The sequence below is a fragment of the Stenotrophomonas sp. DDT-1 genome (assembly GCF_001580555.1).
GTDB lineage: Bacteria > Pseudomonadota > Gammaproteobacteria > Xanthomonadales > Xanthomonadaceae > Stenotrophomonas > Stenotrophomonas sepilia.
In genome coordinates, this window is the sequence record NZ_LEKR01000010.1 from 63,320 (window position 1) to 84,699 (window position 21,380).

The 21,380-nt window shown below is 67.6% G+C and carries 15 protein-coding genes and 1 riboswitch; of the genes, 6 read left to right on the forward strand and 9 right to left on the reverse strand.

The genetic code is table 11. The features are described 5' to 3' along the window. The first annotated feature begins 43 nt into the window (after positions 1 to 43). Positions 44 to 1,426, forward strand: a complete 1,383-nt coding sequence (locus tag AB839_RS07400; protein ID WP_049415888.1) for an L-serine ammonia-lyase — start codon at positions 44 to 46, stop codon at positions 1,424 to 1,426. Positions 1,427 to 1,498: 72 nt separating this feature from the next. On the opposite strand, the gene AB839_RS07405 is transcribed toward AB839_RS07400, so the two are convergent. The 3 genes from AB839_RS07405 to AB839_RS07415 all read right to left on the reverse strand — a co-directional run bounded on the left by AB839_RS07405 (position 1,499) and on the right by AB839_RS07415 (position 8,234). Beyond that, complete coding sequence (locus tag AB839_RS07405) at positions 1,499 to 3,325, reverse strand: S8 family peptidase (protein ID WP_061478873.1); 1,827 nt, start codon at positions 3,323 to 3,325, stop codon at positions 1,499 to 1,501. A 65-nt stretch (positions 3,326 to 3,390) separates the two neighbouring features. Continuing rightward, positions 3,391 to 7,248: an ESPR-type extended signal peptide-containing protein gene (locus AB839_RS07410; protein WP_061478874.1), complete on the reverse strand. Its 3,858-nt coding sequence runs from the start codon at positions 7,246 to 7,248 to the stop codon at positions 3,391 to 3,393. Between the two features lie 269 nt (positions 7,249 to 7,517). Continuing rightward, positions 7,518 to 8,234, reverse strand: coding sequence for a response regulator transcription factor (locus AB839_RS07415; protein ID WP_061478875.1), 717 nt, complete (start codon positions 8,232 to 8,234; stop codon positions 7,518 to 7,520). Positions 8,235 to 8,455: 221 nt separating this feature from the next. Here AB839_RS07415 and AB839_RS07420 point away from each other — a divergent pair, with 221 nt between their 5' ends. Then, a complete protein-coding gene (locus tag AB839_RS07420; protein ID WP_061478876.1) occupies positions 8,456 to 9,451 on the forward strand; it encodes an alpha/beta hydrolase in 996 nt (331 codons plus the stop codon). 107 nt (positions 9,452 to 9,558) lie between these two features. Here AB839_RS07420 and AB839_RS07425 read toward each other — a convergent pair whose 3' ends face one another. The 3 genes from AB839_RS07425 to AB839_RS07435 are packed head-to-tail and all read right to left on the reverse strand — an operon-like array spanning position 9,559 to position 12,886. Continuing rightward, on the reverse strand, positions 9,559 to 10,626 hold the full coding sequence (locus AB839_RS07425) for a homoserine dehydrogenase (protein WP_061478877.1): 1,068 nt from the start codon (positions 10,624 to 10,626) through the stop codon (positions 9,559 to 9,561). Next, positions 10,623 to 11,858 (reverse strand): O-succinylhomoserine (thiol)-lyase, encoded by a 1,236-nt coding sequence (locus AB839_RS07430; protein WP_061478878.1) that lies wholly within the window; start codon positions 11,856 to 11,858, stop codon positions 10,623 to 10,625. The genes AB839_RS07425 and AB839_RS07430 overlap by 4 nt, the downstream gene beginning before the upstream one ends. Then, the gene (locus AB839_RS07435; RefSeq protein ID WP_061478879.1) at positions 11,855 to 12,886 is read right to left on the reverse strand and encodes a homoserine O-succinyltransferase; all 1,032 of its coding nucleotides are present in this window, start codon (positions 12,884 to 12,886) and stop codon (positions 11,855 to 11,857) included. The genes AB839_RS07430 and AB839_RS07435 overlap by 4 nt, the downstream gene beginning before the upstream one ends. Positions 12,887 to 12,963: 77 nt before the next feature. Then, positions 12,964 to 13,082: riboswitch (SAM riboswitch) on the reverse strand. Positions 13,083 to 13,229: 147 nt separating this feature from the next. On the opposite strand from AB839_RS07435, the gene AB839_RS07440 reads away from it, so the two are divergent. The 4 genes from AB839_RS07440 (at position 13,230) to AB839_RS07455 (ending at position 18,639) form a co-directional block, all read left to right on the forward strand. Continuing rightward, positions 13,230 to 14,114 carry a M23 family metallopeptidase gene (locus AB839_RS07440; protein ID WP_061478880.1) on the forward strand — a complete coding sequence of 295 codons (885 nt, stop codon included), beginning with the start codon at positions 13,230 to 13,232 and terminating at the stop codon, positions 14,112 to 14,114. Between the two features lie 66 nt (positions 14,115 to 14,180). Beyond that, positions 14,181 to 15,785, forward strand: coding sequence for a peptide chain release factor 3 (locus AB839_RS07445; RefSeq protein WP_049415910.1), 1,605 nt, complete (start codon positions 14,181 to 14,183; stop codon positions 15,783 to 15,785). A 159-nt stretch (positions 15,786 to 15,944) separates the two neighbouring features. Further along, positions 15,945 to 16,583 carry a hemolysin III family protein gene (locus tag AB839_RS07450; RefSeq protein WP_005418403.1) on the forward strand — a complete coding sequence of 213 codons (639 nt, stop codon included), beginning with the start codon at positions 15,945 to 15,947 and terminating at the stop codon, positions 16,581 to 16,583. Positions 16,584 to 16,665: 82 nt separating this feature from the next. Then, positions 16,666 to 18,639 (forward strand): AsmA family protein, encoded by a 1,974-nt coding sequence (locus tag AB839_RS07455; RefSeq protein ID WP_061478881.1) that lies wholly within the window; start codon positions 16,666 to 16,668, stop codon positions 18,637 to 18,639. A 491-nt stretch (positions 18,640 to 19,130) separates the two neighbouring features. Here the strand turns inward: AB839_RS07455 and AB839_RS07460 are convergent, their stop codons facing one another. The 3 genes from AB839_RS07460 to mtgA form a co-directional block, all read right to left on the reverse strand. Further along, a complete protein-coding gene (locus AB839_RS07460; RefSeq protein WP_005418405.1) occupies positions 19,131 to 19,562 on the reverse strand; it encodes a CBS domain-containing protein in 432 nt (143 codons plus the stop codon). Next, entirely contained in the window at positions 19,522 to 20,541 is a 1,020-nt protein-coding gene (locus AB839_RS07465) for a glycosyltransferase family 2 protein (RefSeq protein WP_005418406.1), read from the reverse strand. Before AB839_RS07465 ends, AB839_RS07460 begins: the two co-directional genes overlap by 41 nt. Positions 20,542 to 20,602: 61 nt before the next feature. Beyond that, the gene (gene mtgA, locus AB839_RS07470; RefSeq protein WP_005418407.1) at positions 20,603 to 21,352 is read right to left on the reverse strand and encodes a monofunctional biosynthetic peptidoglycan transglycosylase; all 750 of its coding nucleotides are present in this window, start codon (positions 21,350 to 21,352) and stop codon (positions 20,603 to 20,605) included. Between the last annotated feature and the right edge of the window lie 28 nt (positions 21,353 to 21,380).

The following is a 21,380-nucleotide window of genomic DNA, read 5'->3' on the forward strand; positions in this document are numbered from 1 at the left end:
CGCTAGAATAGCGATCTCTTCCGGTACCCGCAGTACGGCAACCATGGCTGTCAGCACGTTCGACGTTTTCAAGATCGGCATTGGCCCGAGCTCCTCGCACACCGTCGGGCCAATGAAGGCCGCCGAGCGATTCATCCATCGCTGGCTGCTCGACCCGGGTCGCCTGCACGAGGTCGCGCGCATCCGCGCCGATGTCTATGGCTCGCTGGCACTGACCGGCCGCGGCCACGGTACCGACAAGGCGATCCTGCTGGGCCTGGAAGGCCAGCGGCCGAACCTGATCGACCCGGACATCATTCCGGCCACGCTGGAGCGCATCCGCAGCAGCAAGCGCATCCAGCTGATGGGCCAGCACGAGATCGCCTTCGACGAGAAGCGCGACCTCGGCATGAACAAGCGCCAGAAGCTGCCGTACCACACCAACGGCATGCGCTTCACTGCCTACAACGCCGACGACGAAGTGATCGCCACCCGCGACTACTACTCGGTGGGCGGCGGCTTCGTGGTCAACCAGGACGACGCGGCCGATGATCGCATCGTGCCCGACGAGACCCCGCTGCCCTACCCCTTCAAGAGCGGCGATGAGCTGCTGGCGCAGACCGCGCGCAGCGGCCTGAGCATTGCCCAGCTGATGTTCGAGAACGAGAAGTGCTGGCGCAGCGAAGACGAGATCCGCGCGCAGCTGCGCGAGATCTGGAGTGCGATGCAGTCGTGCGTGGCGCGCGGCATCCGCGAGGAAGGCGTGCTGCCGGGTGGCCTGAAGGTGGGCCGTCGTGCACCGGCGCTGTACCGCGAGCTGTCGTCGAAGCCGGAAGCGGCGATGCGCGACCCGCTGACCACGCTGGACTGGGTCAACCTGTACGCGCTGGCCGTGAACGAGGAGAACGCGGCCGGTGGCCGTGTGGTGACCGCGCCGACCAACGGTGCGGCCGGTGTGCTGCCGGCGGTGCTGCACTACTTCGACCGCTTCTGCCCTGGCGCGAACGAACAGCGCGTGTTCGACTTCCTGCTGACCTCGGCGGCGATCGGCATCCTCTACAAGGAAAACGCCTCGATTTCCGGCGCCGAAGTGGGCTGCCAGGGCGAGGTTGGCGTGGCCTGCTCGATGGCGGCCGGCGGCCTGGTCGCGGCACTGGGTGGCAACCCCAGCCAGATCGAGAACGCCGCAGAAATCGGCATGGAACACAACCTGGGCCTGACCTGCGACCCGATCGGTGGCCTGGTGCAGATTCCGTGCATCGAACGCAACGCGATGGGCGCGGTGAAGGCGATCAATGCCTCGCGCATGGCGATGCGTGGCGACGGCAAGCACAAGGTGTCGCTGGACAAGGTGATCAAGACCATGCGCGATACCGGCCGCGACATGCAGGACAAGTACAAGGAAACCAGCCGCGGTGGCCTGGCGGTGAACGTCATCGAGTGCTGATTCGCTGCACCCTGCCGAAACAGGCAAAGGGCGGCCATCGGGCCGCCCTTTGTCTTTCAAGCGCGGCGTGAATCAGCGCGCCAGGCCCAGCACCGACACGTTGCGGAAGGTGCTTTCGCCCACCACGCGCACATACCAGGTCCCTGCCTGTGGTCGACTGACCACGATCACCTCGGTAGAGCCCGCACGGCGCGAGCTGTACGGCGCACTGCCAACGTCGGGTGCTGCACCCCGTGCCGCATACAGGCTGACATCGCCGGAACCACCCAGCGTGCGTAGATTGAGCGTGGTCGCCCCCGCCGGCACGTTGATGGCGAACAGCAGCGACTGCCCGTTCACGCCGCTCTGGCCGTCCAGACGGATGCCGTTCTGCAGCTCGGGAATCGGCAGTGCCGGCAACGGCTTGCCCTGAGCCAGCAGGACCGCGCGATGGGCATCGGCAATGCCGGCGCCGATCGGCTTGCCGTCTTCCGGGGGCTGCGGGAACGGACGCGCCGACGCCACCAGGATGTCACGCACCTGGTCGGGGGTCAGTGGCCCCCGGCCGGCCTCGACTGCAGCGGACTGCATCAATGCCACGATGGCTGCGATGTGCGGCGCAGCCATAGAAGTACCCTGGTAACCGCCCAGCACCGGCTGGCCGAGCGGCGCCTGGGTGCCGGCATCGATGGTGGACCAGATGGCGCCGCGGGCCGGTGCCGGCCCGCTGTCGATTTCGCCGCCCGGCGCAGCGACGGTGACCGACGCACCATAGTTGCTGTAGCCCGCACGGCCCCCCACGTAGTTGGTCGCGCCGACGTTGATCACGCCCTTGCAGCTGGCAGGCGAGAAGCCGGCGGCATCGATGTTCGAATTGCCAGCGGCGACCACCACCGTGGTACCACGGCTGCGTGCATAGTCGATGGCCGCCTGCGCTTCAGGGTCCTCGCTGCAGGCACCGAAGCCGCCCAGGCTGAGATTGATCACGTCGGCTGGCGTCGGGTTGTCCGGCAGGCCATCGATATGCCCACCGGCGGCCCAGTAAATGCCGTCGGCCACGTCCGAGCTGGTACCACCGCAGGTGCCCAGCACGCGTACCGGCTGCACCTTGGCACCATAGGCTGCACCCGCGATGCCCAGCGCATTGTTGGCCACTGCGGCCACCGTACCGGCCACATGCGAGCCATGCCAGCTGCTGGTGCCAACACCACAGTAGGAACCATCACTCCAGTCGCCCGGGTCATGCGGATCGGCATCACGGCCGTCGCCATCGCCGGATCCGACGCCGCCCTGTTCGCCCGCCAGCGATACCATGTCATAGCCAGCAATCACATTCGCATCCAGGTCCGGATGCTGCAGGATGCCGGTATCCAGCACCGATACCACCACGCCCTCGCCGGTGCTTTCAGCCCAGGCGCCCGGTGCGTGGATGCCACCGATCGTGTTCAGCATGTCCCACTGGTGGGACGGCAGGCGAGGGTCGTCTGGCAGGCTCTGCAGCGGATACATGCGGCGATCGATCTGAGCGTACTGCACCGCCGGGTCCAGGCGGAGCTGCTCAAGCAGGCGTGCGCTTTCATCGGAAGACAGCGGGCGTGAAACGGAGACCACTTCGGCGCCGAGGCCGGTACGGCGCTGGACCTTCAGCGTCGGCGCTGCGCCTGCGCGGGCCGGCAGGCTGCGTGCCATCGCCGCTGCCAGCACCCCATCGGCGAAACGACGGTCGCGTGCATCGGCCATGCCCGGCTTGAACTTCACGATGAAGCGATCATTCGCCACCGATGTCAGGGGCTTCAGCGGGCCGACAATCCTGGCCGGCTGCAGAGGAAGTGGCGTGGCGGCCGGCGCCGAGATCGAAGTCAGGCCCAGGGCCACAGCACCAGCCAACAGGCCGGCATGCAACGGAAGCTGCTTTTTCATGTTTCTCTCCAGGAACAAATGCAGTGCATGAAAGCCGCCTACCGGTTGGGTGGGCGGCATGGGGATTACAGATCGATGCCGAAGCCGACACCCGCCGAACGTTCGCTACCACTGAACGCGCCGCCAAGGCTGAAACTGGCGCGCTCGCCGATCTGCTTGCCATAGCCGATGGACAGGGCCTGTTCGCCGTTCTGCCAGCCGGCACCGACGGCAATGCGCCCACGCGGGCTGCGGCTGCCGCCGGCGTTGATGGCCATGTTGAGCATCGCCGAACCCATGGCGCCCTGCCGGTCGATGCGTCGGTCCTGCTGTCCAAGCCGCTGGTCGATTTCGCGGGTGACCTCGGTGAAGCGATCATCCAGGCCGTTGAACTTCGAATCGGTGTAGCTCCTGGCCGAGGCAAGCGTGTCTGCGTTGCCTGCCTTCATCTGGCCGACATTGGCCGCGTCGGTATCGCGGGTGCCAGCTGCCACGTTGGTGACACGACGCTCGTTGCCGGCGCTGCCCATCGACACCGCGTTGGGTTCGTCGGCCATCGACCCCTGGCCGATGGCCACTGATCCCGAGGCCGATGCGACGGCACCCTGGCCCAACGCGGTGCCGCCGGCACCAGTGACCCTGCTGTCGGCGCCAACAGCAACAGCGTTCTGTGCCTTCGCAGCCACCTGGCTGTTGCTGCCCACGGCAGTACTGTTGTCGGCGCCTACCTGCGAACCGTTGCCGATCGCAGTGTCGTTGGCGTCCTTGGCCAGCGAGCCCTCGCCCACTGCCAGGCCACCGCCAGTGCCGACGGGGGGACGCGTACTACCCTCACCGCCGGGGCCGCTGCCTCCTTCCAGCGCACCGACCCGGGAATCCAGCCCACTCAGCGCCGAATCCAATGCGCCGATCGCACCGCTCACGTTGCCGAAGCGGACGCCCTGCACCGAATAGGCGGGCCCAATCAGCATGCCGTTGCCATCCATGCCGGCGCCGCCACCCAATGCCTGCGCAACGCTGTCGAGCTGCTGCACGTTCACTGCATCGGTGCCTGCCCTACCTGCCTTCAGATTGTGCAGGCGGGTCCCGTCGCTGCCTTCCAGGCTCAGGCTGTCCTTGTCGGTGCTGTCATAGCGCACGGCGTTGGCGGTCAGGTCTCCCAGCTCGCCCCCCACATCGGCGATGGCAGCTTCGAGCTGGCGCTTGTTCACCGCATCGGTGGCGTCACTACCGTCAGCGACGTGGGTGATCTGCCGTTCGCGGCCCGCCCTGCCCACCGACACACTGTTGGCGCGGTTTGCCACCGAGCCCTGGCCCAACGCCACCGAACCGGCCGCTGACGCCGTCGCGTCATTGCCGATCGCCACCGCGTAGTCGGCACTGGCGGTGGCACTGGCACCCAGGACATTGGCGCCCCAGCTGTTCGCCTCGGCGCCGTAACCCAGCGCAGTGGCAAATGCACCGTTGGCTTCGGCGAAAGTGCCGACCGCGTTGGAGGCAAATCCCCCCGCCTCGGCGTACATGCCGATGGCGTTGGTGTAGTTCCCGCCCGCGCTGGCGGCGTAGCCCAGTGCTGTCGCGTTGTCACCGGAGGCACGTGCGTTCCAGCCGAACGCCTGGGCCGATTCGCCGGAGGCGAGTGCCGCGTAGCCGATGGCAGTGCTCCAACTGGTTGCCGCATTGCTGTATGCGCCGATTGCAACACCGAGGCCGGCATCGGCCTTGGCGTTGAAGCCCACTGCAGTCGCCTGCCCGCCCCCCGCCGAAGCAGTTGCCCCCACCGCCGTGGACCAGCCACCGGCAGCCTGCGAACCCGCACCGAAGGCCGATGCGCCCTGACCGCTGGCACTGGTCGCCTGCACGACCGGCTGGTTGTTGACCAGGCCCATATAGGTTCCGCCGACTGCAGTATTCGAGTCATCAAGCGCTGAAGCGCCTTGGCCGATGGCGATGGCGTTGTGCCCCGTGGCCGTGCTCAGCGAACCGAGACTGATCGCGGCATCGCCCATCGCCAGCGACTGAGCGCCCTGTGCGATCGCGCCGGCACCGAGCGCATTGGCCTGCTGGCCAGCAGCGAAGCTGCCCTCACCATCAGCAAATGCACTGCTGCCGATGGCCGTGGCGTCGTCACCGATCGCGACCGCATCGGCGCTGCCATCGGTCGCTGCATCCACCGCAACAAACCGCACGTTCCCCGCCTGTGTCTTCACTTCATTGAGCTGATCAACGTTGACCGCATCGGTGCCCTCGGTGCCAGCAGCCACATTGATGATCTGCCGCTGCGTGCCACTGTTGCCCACCGAGACCGCATTGGCACGATCTGCGACCGAGCCTGCACCGAGCGCGACCGCACCGGACACCGTGGCACGCGAATTGACGCCCAGCGACACACTGTCCGCAGCCTCGGCAAGGGCGTTCGCGCCGGACGCAATACTGTTGTCGCCACTGGCGAACGACAACGCGCCCAGCGCCGTCGCGTGATTGCCAGAGGCGATGGCGCCGGCACCCAGCGCAACGCTGTTGAGTCCCTGCGCCTGCGTAGTGAAGGGGATGCAGAAGCGCTCACAGGTGGACTGGCCGCCAATGGCGACGCTGCTGTCGCCACCCGCCTCGGCGGCGTAACCCAGAGCAATGCCCCGGAAACCTTCCGCGCTGGCAGCCATGCCAGCCGCCAGCGCGCCCGCACCGGACGCATACGCTGCCGGGCCCAGGGCCGTGGAGAAGTCACCGCTGCTGACCGAATTCCAACCCAGCGCCACTGCTGCCGGCCCCGCTGCCACCGACTGCACGCCCAGCGCCAGTGATGAGTTGCCAGTCGCCTGGGCCTGGGCCCCCAGTGCCGCAGCGGCATATCCGCTGGCCTGCGTGCCTACGCCCACGGCGACGGCGCCAGCACCCTCAGCATCGGCGGATTCGCCTGCGGCCACCGACGAGGCGCCCGCAGCCACGGCGCCATAGCCCACCGCTACGGAGCGGTTACCCAGTGCCGTGGCCGCACTACCCACCGCAACACTGCCCTGCTCGGCAGCCAGCGCTGTGGCACCCAGCGCGGTGGCATCGTCGGCAACCGCTGACGCTGCGCTGCCGAACGCGGCAGCTGAAGCCCCCAGCGCACGGCTGTCTGCACCCGCCGTTGTGGCGCCCTCGCCATTCGCTTCGGCTTGGAAACCCACCGTCGTGCTGCGCTCGCCTTCGGCGATGCTGGCCGCCCCCAAGGCGGTGGCACCTTCACCCACTGCGCCGGCATAAGCGCCGACAGCCACGGCAAAGTCGCCGCCCAATGCGCGTGAACGCGCGCCCAGTGCCACGCCGGCTTCGCCGTTGGTGCCGGCGTTGAAACCGGCGGCCAGGCCACCGGCACCGTAGACCTGGGCGTCACCCCCAATGGCGGTGGAGCCCTGGCCTTCGGCCAGACTCAAGGCACCCAGCGCCGTCGCCGCCTGGTCGGCTGTCGCTTCAGCACCCGCCCCCAGCGCGGTGTTGCCGAGTCCGGCCGCCAGTGCGCCCTGCCCGATTGCGGTAGCCGCATCGGCAATGGCTGCCGCACTTTCGCCGAACGCAGTAGCGCCCACGCCGATGGCCTGTGCCAGCGAGCCGACCGCAGTGCTCGCGTTGCCGGTCGCGCGGGTATTCACGCCCAGCGCGATTGCCGCTTCACCGCTGGCGATCGCGTCATCACTGCCATCACCGGCACCGTTGAGTTTCAAGTAGGAATCGCCCAGCGCCGATTCGACCAGGCACACCAGATCAGTCGGCGCGCAGAGCAGCGCCTGCGGTGAAAGCGTGGGCGGCGCGGCCAGTGCCAGCATCGGCAGCATCGCGCCGGCACCCACCATGGGACGCAGCTTGCGTGCACCGGCACGTCCGCTGCGATGGGTCAGTTCGGAGCCCACCACCAGCTGGCCCAGCGCGCGATTCCATACCCGACGGAAAATCCTGTTCATGCGTACCTCTCTCCTGAAACGTGCGGCAAAGCAATCCCGTCGGCGCATGGGCAGCTGCCCGCACCTTCTGGGACCAGGGACGTCGAAACTTCAGGCCGGAGGGCGGACTGTCGCAGTGCGCAGGCGGCCTCACCGGCACGATGAACCTACCGCTCGTTCAACCAGCAGTCACGCACACCAACTCACTCATTCCTCACCGTAATCTCACCGCAGCAGGCAGCACGCAAACGGACGCATCAGCACGCATCAGACGATGCACCCGTCATGCGTCAGCGATTGTGCGATCCCCAGGGATTGAATACGTAGCCCTCGCCATGCACCGTGGTCAGCGGCAATGGGCCACCGCACGCAGCACGCACTTTCCGACGCAGGCGATGGATCAGAGAATCCAGTCGATGCGGGTCGAAATCGAACACGTCCGGGGTGAGTGCGGCGATCAAGTGTTCGCGCGGCACCACATCACCCGGCTGGGCGAACAGATTGCGGAGCAGTGCGCGCTCACTGCGTGTCAGCGAGATGCCGCCACCACGCGGGGGCAGCAGACGCCACGCGCCGGGATCCAGCCGCCAGTAGCGTTCCGCCTCGGGCGAATTCTGCTGTTGCAGGCGCCGCCCCAGGCTGTACAGCGTCGCCACCAGGACATTGATATCCACCGGCTTGGTCAGATAGGCGTCTGCGCCCTGCACAAGGCCGCGCACGCGATCCGTCGTGCCCTGCCGACCGGTAAGCATCACCACGCCCAGTGCGGGATGCCTTTGGCGCAGCAGGTGCACCACGTTGAAGCCGTCGCCATCCGGCAGGTCGACGGCCAGGACCACGACATCGGCGTGGCGCACTTCCATCAGCGCCTCCAGTCCGGCCACAGTCGCGCTGCCGGCAACGTCGAATCCGTGCACACGCAAGTGGGAAAGAAGCAAGCAGTCGCGAACGAACTCGTCGCCTTCCAGCACGATGACGCGCAGTGCAACCTCTTGAGTCTCGATCATGGCCCCTCATCGATGATGATCCACGCATGATCCTAGACACTTCGAACGCCGTTGCTGCTAGGACCGATCCGATTGCCGCAACGAGAACCTGACGACGTGTGACCGCTCACCTCGCACTTGCCCGCGACTGGTGCAGGACCATTCGAGGACGTGCGCGCCGTCAATGCATCGCCATCGAATTGCCGCTAGGCTCGCGGGAATCCTCCAACCGGTTCTGATCGATGCGCATGCCCCTGGCAGCCCTGCTCGCCCTCCTGCCCTTGCCGGCCCTCGCCGCGCCTACCTACGGCCCGCGATTGGAGGGCTTCGACTACGGCTATCCGGTGAAGACCTTCGCACTGGAGTCGCAGCGGCAGCCGCTGGAGATGGCCTACCTGGACATCGCACCGAAGAAGACTCCGATCGGCGTGGTGGTGCTGCTGCATGGCAAGAACTTCTGTGCGGCCACCTGGAAGGAATCGATCAAGCCGCTGGTTGCCGCCGGCTACCGGGTGATCGCTCCGGACCAGGTCGGCTTCTGCAAATCCAGCAAGCCCGAGCGCTACCAATACACGTTCGCACAGCTGGCAGCCAACACCCATGCCCTGCTGCTGCAGCTGCAACTGGGCGACGTGCCGGTGCACCTGGTCGGTCATTCGATGGGTGGCATGCTGGCGGTGCGCTACGCGCTGATGTACCCGCAGGACCTGCGCAGCCTGTCGCTGGTCAATCCGATCGGGCTGGAGGACTGGAAGGCACTCGGCGTGCCGTGGCGCAGCGTGGACGCATGGTATGCCGGCGAACTGAAAGCCAGCTATGACAGCATCCGCCGCTACCAGCTGGACGTGTACTACGACGGCACGTGGAAGCCGGCGTACGAACCCTGGGCACGCATGCAATCAGGCATGTATGAAGGCCCGGGCAAGCAGGCCGTTGCATGGAGCCAGGCGCTGGCCTCGGACATGGTGTTCAACCAGCCGGTGGTCTATGAACTGAAGAACCTGCAGGTGCCGACCACGCTGTTCATCGGCCAGAAGGACCGCACCGCGATCGGCCGCGACCTGGCGCCACCAGCGGTGAAGGCGACGCTGGGCAACTATCCAGCGCTCGGCAAGGCGGCAGCCGCAGCGATTCCCGGCGCCACGCTGGTCGAGTTCGCCGAACTGGGCCACTCGCCGCTGGTGCAGGACCCGAAGCAGTTCAACGCGGCGTTGCTGAAGTCCTTGAAGGCGCATTGAACGGCAGCCCTCCCCTGTAGAGCCGAGCCCATGCTCGGCTCATCCAGCAGGAGGGGATCTCGCCAGTAGCAGCCGAGCATGGGCTCGGCTCTACAAGAACTGTGCGCTCAGCCGACGATCCGCAGCACGTCATCCAGCAACGCGGCGGCGGTGACTTCCGCGCCCGCACCCGGGCCCTGGATCAACAGCGGCTGGCGACGGTAGCGATCACTGTGGATGGCGACGCGGTTGTCGGTCCCGGCACCCTGCGCCAACGGGTGATCAGCCGGCAGCTCGCGCAGGCCCACCTGCGCACCCTCACCGTCAACGCGGCCGACGAAACGCAACACGCGGCCGTTTTCGCGTGCCTGCTGCCAACGCGCCTGCAGCGGCGCATCCAGCTGCTCCAGCGCAGCCACTGCGCCCTCCAGCGGCAACGCGGCCAGCGATTCAGGTACCAGTGAATCCACCTGCACCTGCGAAGCATCCAGCGCCAGCCCGCTGCTGCGGGCCAGGATCAGCAGCTTGCGCCGCACGTCCTCGCCGGACAGGTCAAGCCGTGGATCCGGCTCGGTATAGCCGGCCGCCAGCGCCTCGCGCACCGCCGCCGAGAACGGCGACTGGCCGTCGTAACGATGGAACAGCCACGCCAGCGAACCGGACAGCACACCCTCGATGGCATGGATGTGATCGCCACCGGCCACCAGCGCGCGCAGGCTGCTCAGCAGCGGCAGGCCCGCGCCGACGGTGGCGCTGTCGCCATAGCGCGCACCACTGTCTGCGCAGCTTTCGGCAATCGCCTGCGCGCGTGCGAGCTGCGCACCACGGCCCAGCTTGTTGGCGGTCACCACATGCACGCCGCGCGCCAGCCACTGCACGTGACGTGCGGCCACGTCTTCGCTGGCGGTGGCATCGACCACCACATCGCCACGCTCCAGCCCTTCGGTGCTGGCCCACGCCGGCGAACTCTGGCCATCGCGTGGCGCACGTCGAGCCAGTTCCAGCGGCAACGCCAGGTCACGATCAATCTCCAGCGCAGTGCGCGAGTTGGCCAGCCATTGCACGCTGGGCAGTTCCAGCCCACGCGCCCGCAATGCCTGGTAACGCTGCACGAAGGCCGAGCCGACCGTGCCAGTGCCCAGCAGCGCCAGGCGTCCGACGCCCAGCGCAGGAATGTCGGCGGCGAGCGCGCTCATGCATCCACCACCTGTTTGCGGCGTGCGGCCGCATCGATCACGACCTCGGCGCGCTGCAGCGCCGCGCCGAGATCGGCCAGCAGGTCACGCTCGGCCTCGATACCGACCGACAGGCGCAGCAGGCCTTCGCTGATGCCGGCAGCGGCGCGCGCTTCGGCGGTCATCGCCGCATGGGTCATGGTGGCCGGATGCGCGATCAGGCTTTCGACGCCGCCCAGTGATTCGGCCAGGGTGAAGCAACGCAGGCCATCCACGAATGCGCGCACTGCCGCGTGCGGATCTTCACCGGCGCAGTGCGCAAGCTCGAACGACAGCATCGCACCGAAGCCGTTCTGCTGGCGTGCGGCGATGGCATGGCCGGGATGTTCGGCCAGGCCCGGGTAGTACACCGTGCCGACCGCCGGATGCCGGTCCAGCAGGGCGACGATCGAGGCGGTATTTTCCTGGTGCACGCGCAGGCGCGCATCCAGCGTGCGCAGGCCACGCAGGGTCAGGAAGGCATCGAACGGTGAACCCGTCAGGCCCAGCGCGTTGCCCCACCACACCAGCTGCTCGTGCAGTGCCGGATCACGCGCGACCACTGCCCCGCCCACCACATCGCTGTGGCCGTTGATGTACTTGGTGGTGGAATGCAGCACCAGGTCCGCACCGAACGACAGCGGTTGCTGCAGCGCTGGCGACAGGAACGTGTTGTCGACCACCACGAGTGCGCCGGCCTTGTGCGCGGCATCGATGACGAAGCGCAGGTCGGTGATGCGCAGCAGAGGGTTGGACGGGGTTTCCACCAGCACCAGCTTCGGCTGGGTGGCCAACGCCTGCGCCAGTGCACGCGGATCGGTCAGGTCGGCGGTGACCAGTTCAAAGTGGCCCTTCCTGGCCAGCGCATTGAACAGGCGCCAGCTGCCGCCGTACGCATCGTGCGGCACCACCAGGGTATCGCCCGGCTGCAGCAGTGCGTTCAGCACCAGGTTGATTGCACCCATGCCGGTGGCGGTGACCACACCACCGACGCCGCCTTCCAGTTCCGCCAGCGCTTCACCCAGCAGGTCTCGGGTCGGGTTGCCACTGCGCGTGTAGTCGTACTGGCGCTTGTTGCCGAAGCCTTCGAAGCTGAAGTTCGACGACAGCACGATCGGCGGCGTGACCGCGCCATGCGCGGTGTCCCGATCGATGCCCGCACGGACGGCGGCAGTGGTGCGACTACAGGACGGCTCGTTGGCGTGCAGGCTCATGCGGACTCTCCAGAGGTGCGGAAGGCGGTGGCGAGGATCGCGTCGATGCGATCGGTTTCTTTGAGGAAGGCGTCGTGGCCATAGGGCGAACGCAGCACGCGCAGGCTGCCGCGCGGGCCCAGCCCTTCGACCAGGCCGACCAGGTCGGCCAGCGGCACCAGGCGGTCGCCCTCCACGGCCACCACCACGGTCGGCGGCAGGATCGCGGCGGGGTCGACACGGTGCAGGTCGATCGATTCGGACAGCCGCAGGTAGGCGGTCACCGGCGTGCGCGCGACGTACTGTGCGCCGGCGGCGTCGAGGTAGTCTTCGGCGGCCACGCGTACGCGGCCATTGATCACCTCCGGCGCGGCGTCGAAGCGCTCGCCGAACTCTTCCGGCGTGCGGTAGCTGAGCATGGCGAACTGCCGGGCCAGGGCCAGGCCGTGGTCTTCACCGCACTGCAGCTGGCCAAGCGCGACCGCGCGGCGCTGCAGTGCACGCCAGGCGGCGGCATACGGGTGCGGGCGATGCGCACCGCTGGCCAGCACCAGCTGGCGCACGCGGCTGCGGTGGCGGATCGCGAACTGCTGGCCGACCAGCGCGCCATACGAATAGCCGACGAAGGCCTTCAGCGTGCGGATGCCGAGATGGTCCAGCAGCAGCGCCAGCGCATCGGCCTGGTCGGCGGTATCGATCGGCACATCCAGCGCACCGTCGGCACCGATGAAGTCGAAGGCCAGCACGCGCAGTTGCTGCGGATCCAGCGCACGGCCGCTGCCCACCAGGTCCTCGGCCCAGCCCTTCTCGCTGAACTGTGCGTTGGACGCCACGTGGCGATGCGCGGAAATGCCACCGGCCAGCACCACCACCGGCGCGTTGGCCGGGCCGACCCACTCATAGCGCAGGCGCACCGGGCTGGGGCCTGCATGACGCATCGACAGCACCGCGGCGAACTCACCGCGCTCGGCGTGCACGCGGTCTGCGACCGGCACGCTGACGGGGACAAAGGGTTCGGGGCGAAGCGCGGTACTGGCGGCGAAGCTCATGGCGGGATCCGGTTGGGGAATCGGCCATCGAGCCTTCGCGGGGCCCGCGTTCGAGATGCACGTGGGGTGCATGGTTCGAACCATCTTTCGGTGGACGCCACGGTCCCCGCAGGATTTGGCACCTACGCAGACGCTTGCGCGCCTGCGGGCTGCCCCGGCTTCAAAGGGCCTGTCCCTCTGCCGGTCTCGATGGTGGAGCCACGATGCCAGCCCTTTCCGGCACTGTCAATCCCTTCATTCGGATAAAGCGATAGATATTTTCAGGATCACTCTGCGAGGGCCGTCCCGGTCGCCCCGTTCAGGATCGGGTACAGTCCCGGCGGTCCTCTCGCTGGAAACGCCGATGCCGCGCCTGCCCCTGTCCTGCCTGCTGTTGCCTCTGCTGGCGAGCGCGACCGCACACGCCAGCGACTGGCGCCAGGGCTGGGGACTGGCTCCCCCTTCCGCCCGTGCCACGCGCGCAGGCAGTGCCGAGGGCGCCGCCCCCATGGCCCGGTTGCGCCTGCAGCCGGTCGGTACGCAATGGCAGGCGCGGATCGACAACGGGCTGGCAGGGCCGCTGCAGATCCAGCTGCGCGCCGCCCCCGGACACCCGGTCGAAGGCCTCCCGGTCGAGTCGCTGATCCAAGGCGACAGCAGCCTGGTGGTCGGCCGCCTGCCCGCCCCGATCGATGGCCGCATGCTGGATCTGCGCCTGCAGTCGGTGCCGGGCAACCCGGCCGCGCGGGCCGAAGATGTCGCCTATCGCCTGCCGTTCGATGCGGCCCGCCTGCGTGTGGACCAGGCGCCGCAGGGGCGATTCAGCCATGACGACGAGGAGAACCGCGACGCGGTCGACTTCGCACTGCCGGAGGGCACCCTGGTGCTGGCCGCGCGCGAGGGCACGGTGATGCAGATCCAGGATGGCTTCCGTGGCAACGGCCAGGACCGCGAGCGCGATGGTGCCCGTGCCAATTTCGTCCGCGTGCTGCACAGCGACGGCAGCATGGCCCTGTACGGCCACCTCCAGGCCGGCGGCATGCGCGTGCGCCGCGGCCAGGCGGTGGGAGCCGGGCAACCGATCGGCCTGTCCGGCAACAGCGGCTACAGCACTGCGCCGCACCTGCACTTCGTGGTCCAGGTCAACCGCGGCATGGGCCTGCGCTCAGTGCCGGTGCGCATCTTCGCCGGGCAGGGCCAGCTGCAGTTCGCCCGTCACGGCGAGGCCGACGGCGGTATCGGGCGCTGACCGGCCCCGGCCGGTATAATCGGGCGCTTATCTCTTTGAAAAGCGCCCCGGGCGGGCGCCACTGCCATGTCCGAAGTCGCCAACGAAGCGTCGCGTCGCCGCACCTTCGCCATCATTTCCCACCCTGACGCCGGCAAGACCACGCTGACCGAAAAGCTGCTGCTGTTCGGAGGCGCGATCCAGATGGCCGGTTCGGTCAAGGGCCGCAAGGCCGCCCGCCACGCCACCTCCGACTGGATGGCGCTGGAAAAGGAGCGCGGCATCTCCGTCACCTCCTCGGTGATGCAGTTCCCGTACGAAGGCAAGATCGTCAACCTGCTTGACACCCCTGGTCACGCCGACTTCGGCGAGGACACCTACCGCGTGCTGACCGCAGTGGACTCGGCGCTGATGGTGATCGACGTGGCCAAGGGCGTGGAAGAGCGCACCATCAAGCTGATGGAAGTGTGCCGCCTGCGCGACACCCCGATCATGACCTTCATCAACAAGCTCGACCGCGAGGGCAAGGACCCGATCGAGCTGCTGGATGAAGTGGAGACCGTGCTCGGCATCCAGTGCGCGCCGGTCACCTGGCCGATCGGCATGGGCCAGCGCCTGAAGGGCGTGGTTCACCTGCTGACCGGCGAAGTGCACCTGTACGAACCGGGTCGCAACTTCACCCGCCAGGACTCGACCATCTTCCCGTCCATCGATGCGCCCGGCCTGGCCGAGAAGATCGGTGCGCAGATGCTGGCCGACCTGCGCGACGAACTGGAACTGGTGCAGGGCGCCAGCCATCCGTTCGATCTGGACGCTTACCGCGCCGGCAAGCAGACCCCGGTGTTCTTCGGCTCGGGCGTGAACAACTTCGGCGTGCAGCCGCTGCTGGACTTCTTCGTCGAGCATGCGCCGTCGCCGCAGGCGCGAACCACCACCGGCCGCGAAATCGCACCGGAAGAGAACAAGCTGACCGGCTTCGTGTTCAAGATCCAGGCCAACATGGACCCGCAGCACCGTGACCGCGTGGCATTCATGCGGGTCTGTTCGGGCCGTTTCAGCGCCGGCATGAAGACCTTCCACGTGCGCACCGGCAAGGAAATGAAGCTGGCCAACGCGCTGACCTTCATGGCCAGCGACCGCGAGATCGCGGCCGAAGCGTGGCCCGGCGATGTGATCGGCATCCACAACCACGGCACCATCTCCATCGGCGATACCTTCACCGAAGGCGAAGCGGTGACCTTCACCGGCATTCCCAACTTCGCCCCGGAACTGTTCCGCCGCGCACGCCTGCGTGATCCGCTCAAGCTCAAGCAGCTGCAGAAGGGCCTGGCCCAGCTGTCCGAGGAAGGCGCGACCCAGTTCTTCCGCCCGCTCACCAGCAACGACCTGATCCTGGGTGCCGTCGGCGTGCTGCAGTTCGACGTGGCGGCCTACCGCCTGAAGGACGAGTACGGCGTGGAAGCCACCTTCGAGCCGGTCAGCGTGACCACCGCGCGTTGGGTCCACTGCAGCAACGAGAAGAAGCTGGAAGAATTCCGCGAGAAGAACGCATTGAACCTGGCCCTGGATGCGGCCGGTCACCTGGTCTACCTCGCTCCGACCCGGGTCAACCTGCAGCTGGCCCAGGAACGCTCGCCGGATGTGCGTTTCTCGGCCACACGCGAAGCGGCGCACACCGTTTCGGCAGGCTGATGCCACGGGGTCGGATCCCTTTCCGCAAGGAAAGGGCTCTGACCCCGCCGTCGCAACGCAGGGATTCACCCACCATACGGTGACGGGCGTGCACATGCCGCCCATCGCGGCGATGATAGAGGGGCGCGGGTCCCCCTCCCCGCGAACGATGCCTACGCCATGTCCACGACTTCCGTTGCTTCGATCCGCGAAGAAATCGCCAGCGCCCTGACCCACGGCCTCGGTGCCGTGCTCGCCCTGGGCGCCGGCGCGGTGCTGATCACCCTGGCCGCAATCTACAGCGATGGCTGGCAGCTGGCCGGCGCCATCGTGTTCGGCATCGCACTGCTGCTGCTGTACACCGCGTCCACCCTGTACCACGCCATCCAGCACCCGGTCGCCAAGGGCCGCCTGAAGGTGTTCGACCACTGCGCAATCTACGTATTGATCGCCGGCACCTATACCCCGTTCACCCTGATCGGCCTGCGCGGCCCGTGGGGCTGGGGCCTGTTCGCCGCGATCTGGACCCTGGCCCTGGCCGGCGTGGTGTTCAAGCTGTTCTACACCGGTCGCTTCAAGCGCCTGTCCACTGCCATCTACGTGGCCATGGGCTGGCTGGTGATCGTGGCGGTCAAGCCGATGCTGGCCTCGATCGACGGCTGGACGCTGGGCTGGCTGCTGGCCGGCGGCCTGTCGTACACGCTGGGCACCTATTTCTATCACCGCGAATCGATCCCCTATTCGCACGCGATCTGGCACCTGTTCGTGATCGGCGGCAGCGTCTGCCACTTCGTCGCGGTGACCATGCAGGTGCTGTAGCACTGGCCCGTGCGCGGCGCGTGCACGCCGCGCACATGGACGCTTCGCGCCCCGTCCACGATGAGGGGGCAACCATGGCAGCGTGAATGCCGCCGCCTCCCCTGCCGCAAAGCGCACGAACCGCTGGCGCCTCCGCCGCCCCGGCCCGCGAGGCCGGCGCTGGTTGACGCTGCTGATCTTCCTGCTCGCGGCGATCCTGGTGCTGATCGCGCTGTGGGACTGGAACTGGTTCAAAGGCCCGGTCGAGCGCGCCGTGCAGGCCCGTACCGGCCGTGCACTGCACATCGGCCATCTGGATGTCGACCTCGGCCAGACCAGCACCATCCGTGCCGATGCGATCACCTTCGCCAATGCCGCCTGGGCGAAGCAGCCGAACATGGCCACGGCCGACCGCGTCGAGATCGACGTGCGCGTGTGGCCCCTGCTGCGCGGCAGCGTGCAACTGCCGGAAGTGCGCTTGACCCGACCGGACGTGCTGCTGGAAACCGCCCCACGCAAGGGCGAGCCGGGCAACTGGGACTTCCTCGGTGACAGCGCTGGCGGCACCAGCCCGCAGCTCAAGCACCTGCGCATCGACGACGGCCGGCTGCAGTTCCTCGACGCACCGGGCCGTACCGACATCCGCGTGGGCGTGCGCAGCGGCCAGCCGAAGCAGGCCGATGCCTCGCCGCCGCTGCTGGTGCAGGGCAAGGGCCACTGGCAGGGCAACCCGTTCACCCTGCAGGGCGGAACCGAATCACCGCTGGAACTGACCAACAGCGACCACCCGTTCCGCATCCACCTCGACGGCCGCGCCGGCGCTACCCACGCGGTGGCCAGTGGCACGCTGACCAATCCGTTCCAGCTGCGGGTGTTCGACCTGCAGTTCGCGCTCAGTGGCCAGGACCTGGCCGATCTCTACCCATTGCTCGGCATCGCCATCCCGCCCTCGCCGCCCTACGCGCTGAACGGACGCCTGAAGCGCGACCACGACGTCTGGCGTTACGACGGTTTCACCGGCAAGGTGGGCGACAGCGACCTCGGTGGCAGTCTTCAGTTCGAGGTGGGCCGCGACCGTCCACGGCTGACCGCGACGCTGGAATCCAGGCGCCTGGACTTCGATGACCTGGCCGGCTTCGTCGGCGCGCCACCGAAGACCGGCGGCGGCGAAACCGCCAATGCGGAGCAGAAGGCCGAAGCCGCGCGGGTGGCCGCGCGCGCGCGCGTGCTTCCGGACACGCCCTACAACCTCGGCAAGCTGCGTGCGATGGATGCCGATGTGCGCTGGAAGGCCCACCGCATCAACGCACCGTCATTGCCATTGGACGACATGGACGCCCATCTGCTGCTGGATGACGGGGTGCTGCGGCTGGCCCCGCTGAACTTCGGCGTCGCCGGCGGCGATATCCGCAGCACCATCCGCATGGACGCACGCCAGCCGCAGATCAGCACTGCGCTGAAGGCGAGCGTGCGCGGCGTTCAGCTGGGCCAGCTGTTCCCCGATGCCAAGCTGGCCGAACAGGCCAAGGGCGGCATCGGCGGTGAGGTGGACCTGAGTGGCCGCGGCAATTCGATCGCCGCAATGCTCGGCAGCAGCAGCGGCGAGGTCGGCCTGGCGATGGGCCGTGGCCATGTCGGCAACCTGGTGATGGAGCTGGCCGGCCTGGACATCACCGAATCGCTGAAGTTCCTGGTGACCGGCGACAAGCAGATTCCTCTGCGCTGCGCCTTCGCCGACTTCGGTGTGCGCGACGGCCTGATGACCAGCCAGGCGCTGGCGGTGGACACCACCGACACGATCCTCATCGGCGAAGGCACCGTCAGCCTGCGCGACGAAACCCTGGACCTGCTGTTGAAGCCGCGCCCGAAGGACAGGAGCATCCTGGTACTGCGCTCGCCGCTGCACGTTGCCGGCACGTTCAAGGACCCGTCGTTCCGCCCGGACTTCAAAGCGCTGGGCATCCGCGGAGCGGTGGCCCTGGCACTGGGCAGCATCGCCCCGCCGGCGGCGCTGCTGGCGACGATCGAGCTGGGGCCGGGCAAGGATGCCGACTGCGGTGGGCAGTATGCGAAGTAGGGTTACAGCGTTGTTCGCGGCGCCTCTTTTCCCGCGCGTAGAGCCGGAGCAAGGCGACAGGCAGGACACGCCGTAAATACGTCCCTGTAGGCTCGGTCGGCGCATCCATGCGTCTCACGGTCCTGCCTGCCGCCTTGCTCCGGCTGCGGACAGCTTCCTGCGCGCGCGGAACGAGAGCGAAATTCAAAGTCAAAAGAAAAAAGCACAGTCAAAAGCTGTTGCCAACCAAGGTTGGCGGCTACCAAAGGCGAGCCACCACGCATGTGCGCACCGCGCTCGCAGGAACGTGTCCAGAGGCGGAGGGTGCGGCTGGGCAGGACCGTGAGGCGCATGGATGCGCCGATCGAGCCCCCATGGATGGGTTTACGGCGTGTCCTGTCCAGCCGCACCCTCCGCCTCCCAACGTATCAGGAAGGCGCTGCTTTGGCTTTGGCTGTGGCTTTGAGCTTCGAAAAGCGGACCGGCGGGCCGCAGGCCCGCCAGCGACACCCTCACCCGGCAACGATGTACTGCTGCAGTTGATCCAGCTCCCGCCGCTGCGCATCGATCACCGACTTCACCAGGTCGCCGATGGAGATCACCCCCAGCACCTGCGCGCCCTCCACGACCGGCAGATGGCGGATGCGATAATCGGTCACCAACTGCAGGCAATGCTCCACCTGCTCGCCCGGCGACACCGTCACCACCTGCGACGTCATGATCTCTGCCACCGCCGTATCGCGCGAAGAGCGATCACGCAACACGATCTTGCGCGCGTAATCACGCTCGGACAGGATTCCCACCAGCCGCGGGCCGTCCATCACCAGCACCGCACCGATGCCCTTTTCCGCCATCAACCGGATCGCATCGATCACCGCCGCATCCGGCGCGACCGCATGTACTTCAGGAGACTTGCCGTCCAACAGTTGCCGTACCGTGGTCATCTGCCTGCCCTCCCAGGGTGGGTTGCGGGACCGAGTCTGCCACGGACGATGCTAGCCAGGCGTCAACCAGGTACAACGGCCGCTGCTTGGACTCCTCGTACAGCCGCCCCAGGTACTCGCCGATCAGGCCAAGCGCGATCAGCTGCACGCCGCCCAGGAACAGGATCACCGCCATCATCGTCGGCCAGCCCGCCACCCGGTCGCCATACAGCGCCGCCTTCACGATCACCCACAGGCCGAACACGAAAGCGACGGCCGCGGTTGCCAGCCCGAGGTAGGTCGCCGCCCGCAACGGCACGGTCGAGAACCCGGTGATGCCTTCGAGGGCGAAATTCCACAGCCGCCACAGGCTGAACTTGCTGCTGCCGGCCACACGTGCGTGGCGGTGGTAGGGCACGGCGATCCGCTTGAATCCCACCCAGCTGAAAAGTCCCTTCATGAAGCGGTGGCGCTCGCGCATCCCGCGCAGGGCGTTCAGCGCGCGCGGTGACAGCAGGCGGAAGTCCCCGGTATCGGCCGGAATCGGTGTCCGCGACAGGCGGCCCATCACCCGATAGAACATCGCTGCCGTGGCCCGCTTGATCCAGGCCTCGCCATCGCGGGCCATGCGCGTGCCATAGACGTTGTCATGCCCTTCGCGCCAGCGCGCGACGAACTGCGGCACCAGCTCCGGCGGGTCCTGGCCGTCGGCATCGAGGATCATCGCCGCACCCTCGTGCACCAGATCCAGGCCGGCGGTCAGCGCCGCTTCCTTGCCGAAGTTGCGCGACAGCTTCAGCGCCGATACGCGTGCATCGGCCTGGGCCAGCCCGGCGATCACGTCCCAGGTGCGGTCATGGCTGCCGTCGTCCACATAGAGGATGTGACCGTCGATGTCGGGCATGCCGTCGAGCACCGCGCACAGCCGTGGATGCAGCAGCGGCAGTGCCAGGGCCTCGTTGTAGGCGGCGATGACGAAGGTAAGCCGTTCGCGGGTCATGGCCGGATTGTACGTTGCCGGCACGTGCCCGGCCCGTCGCCTGCCAATTGCAGCGCCGGGCTCAGTCCTCCGACAGATAGGACGCACCACCCAGCTGGCGCGCCTGGCGTTGGATCCACGCGGCCCGCCGCTGCACATACGGCCCAGGCTTTGCCGCGTTGTAGCGACGCGGTGCCGGCAACACCGCGGCCAGGCGCGCGCTCTCGGCCGGACTCAGCCGGGCCGCGTCCTTGCCCCAGAATTTCTGCGCTGCCGCTTGCGCGCCATACACACCATCACCGAATTCGGCAATGTTGGCGTACATCTCCAGGATCCGCTCCTTTGGCCACAGCGCCTCGATCAACACCGTGTACCAGACTTCCAGGCCCTTGCGGATCCAGCTGCGGCCCTGCCACAGGAACAGGTTCTTGGCCACCTGCTGGCTGATCGTGCTGGCGCCGCGCAGGCGCCCGCCCCTGGCGTTGTGGTCGCGCGCCTTTTCGATGGCCTGCAGGTCGAAGCCGTTGTGGTCGGGGAAGCGCTGGTCCTCGGCCGCCACCAGCGAGATCGGCAGGCTCGGTGCCATCTGGTCGAGGTCGCGCCACTGGTAATGCAGCCGATAGGACCAGTCGGCCTCGCCCAGCGCCTCGCCATAGCGCCACAGCATCACCATGGACACCGGCGGGTCGATGAACCGCAGCACCAGCACCTGCAGACAGCTGAAGGCGGCCAGCAGCACCGGCAGCCACAGCAGCCGCTTCCAGCGCCAGCGTCGCCGGCGCGGCGCGGCGACCACGGCCTCTACCTTGTGCTGCTCTCCCGCTGCCCCCATTACTGGTGCATCCTTCTTCTGTCTGGTT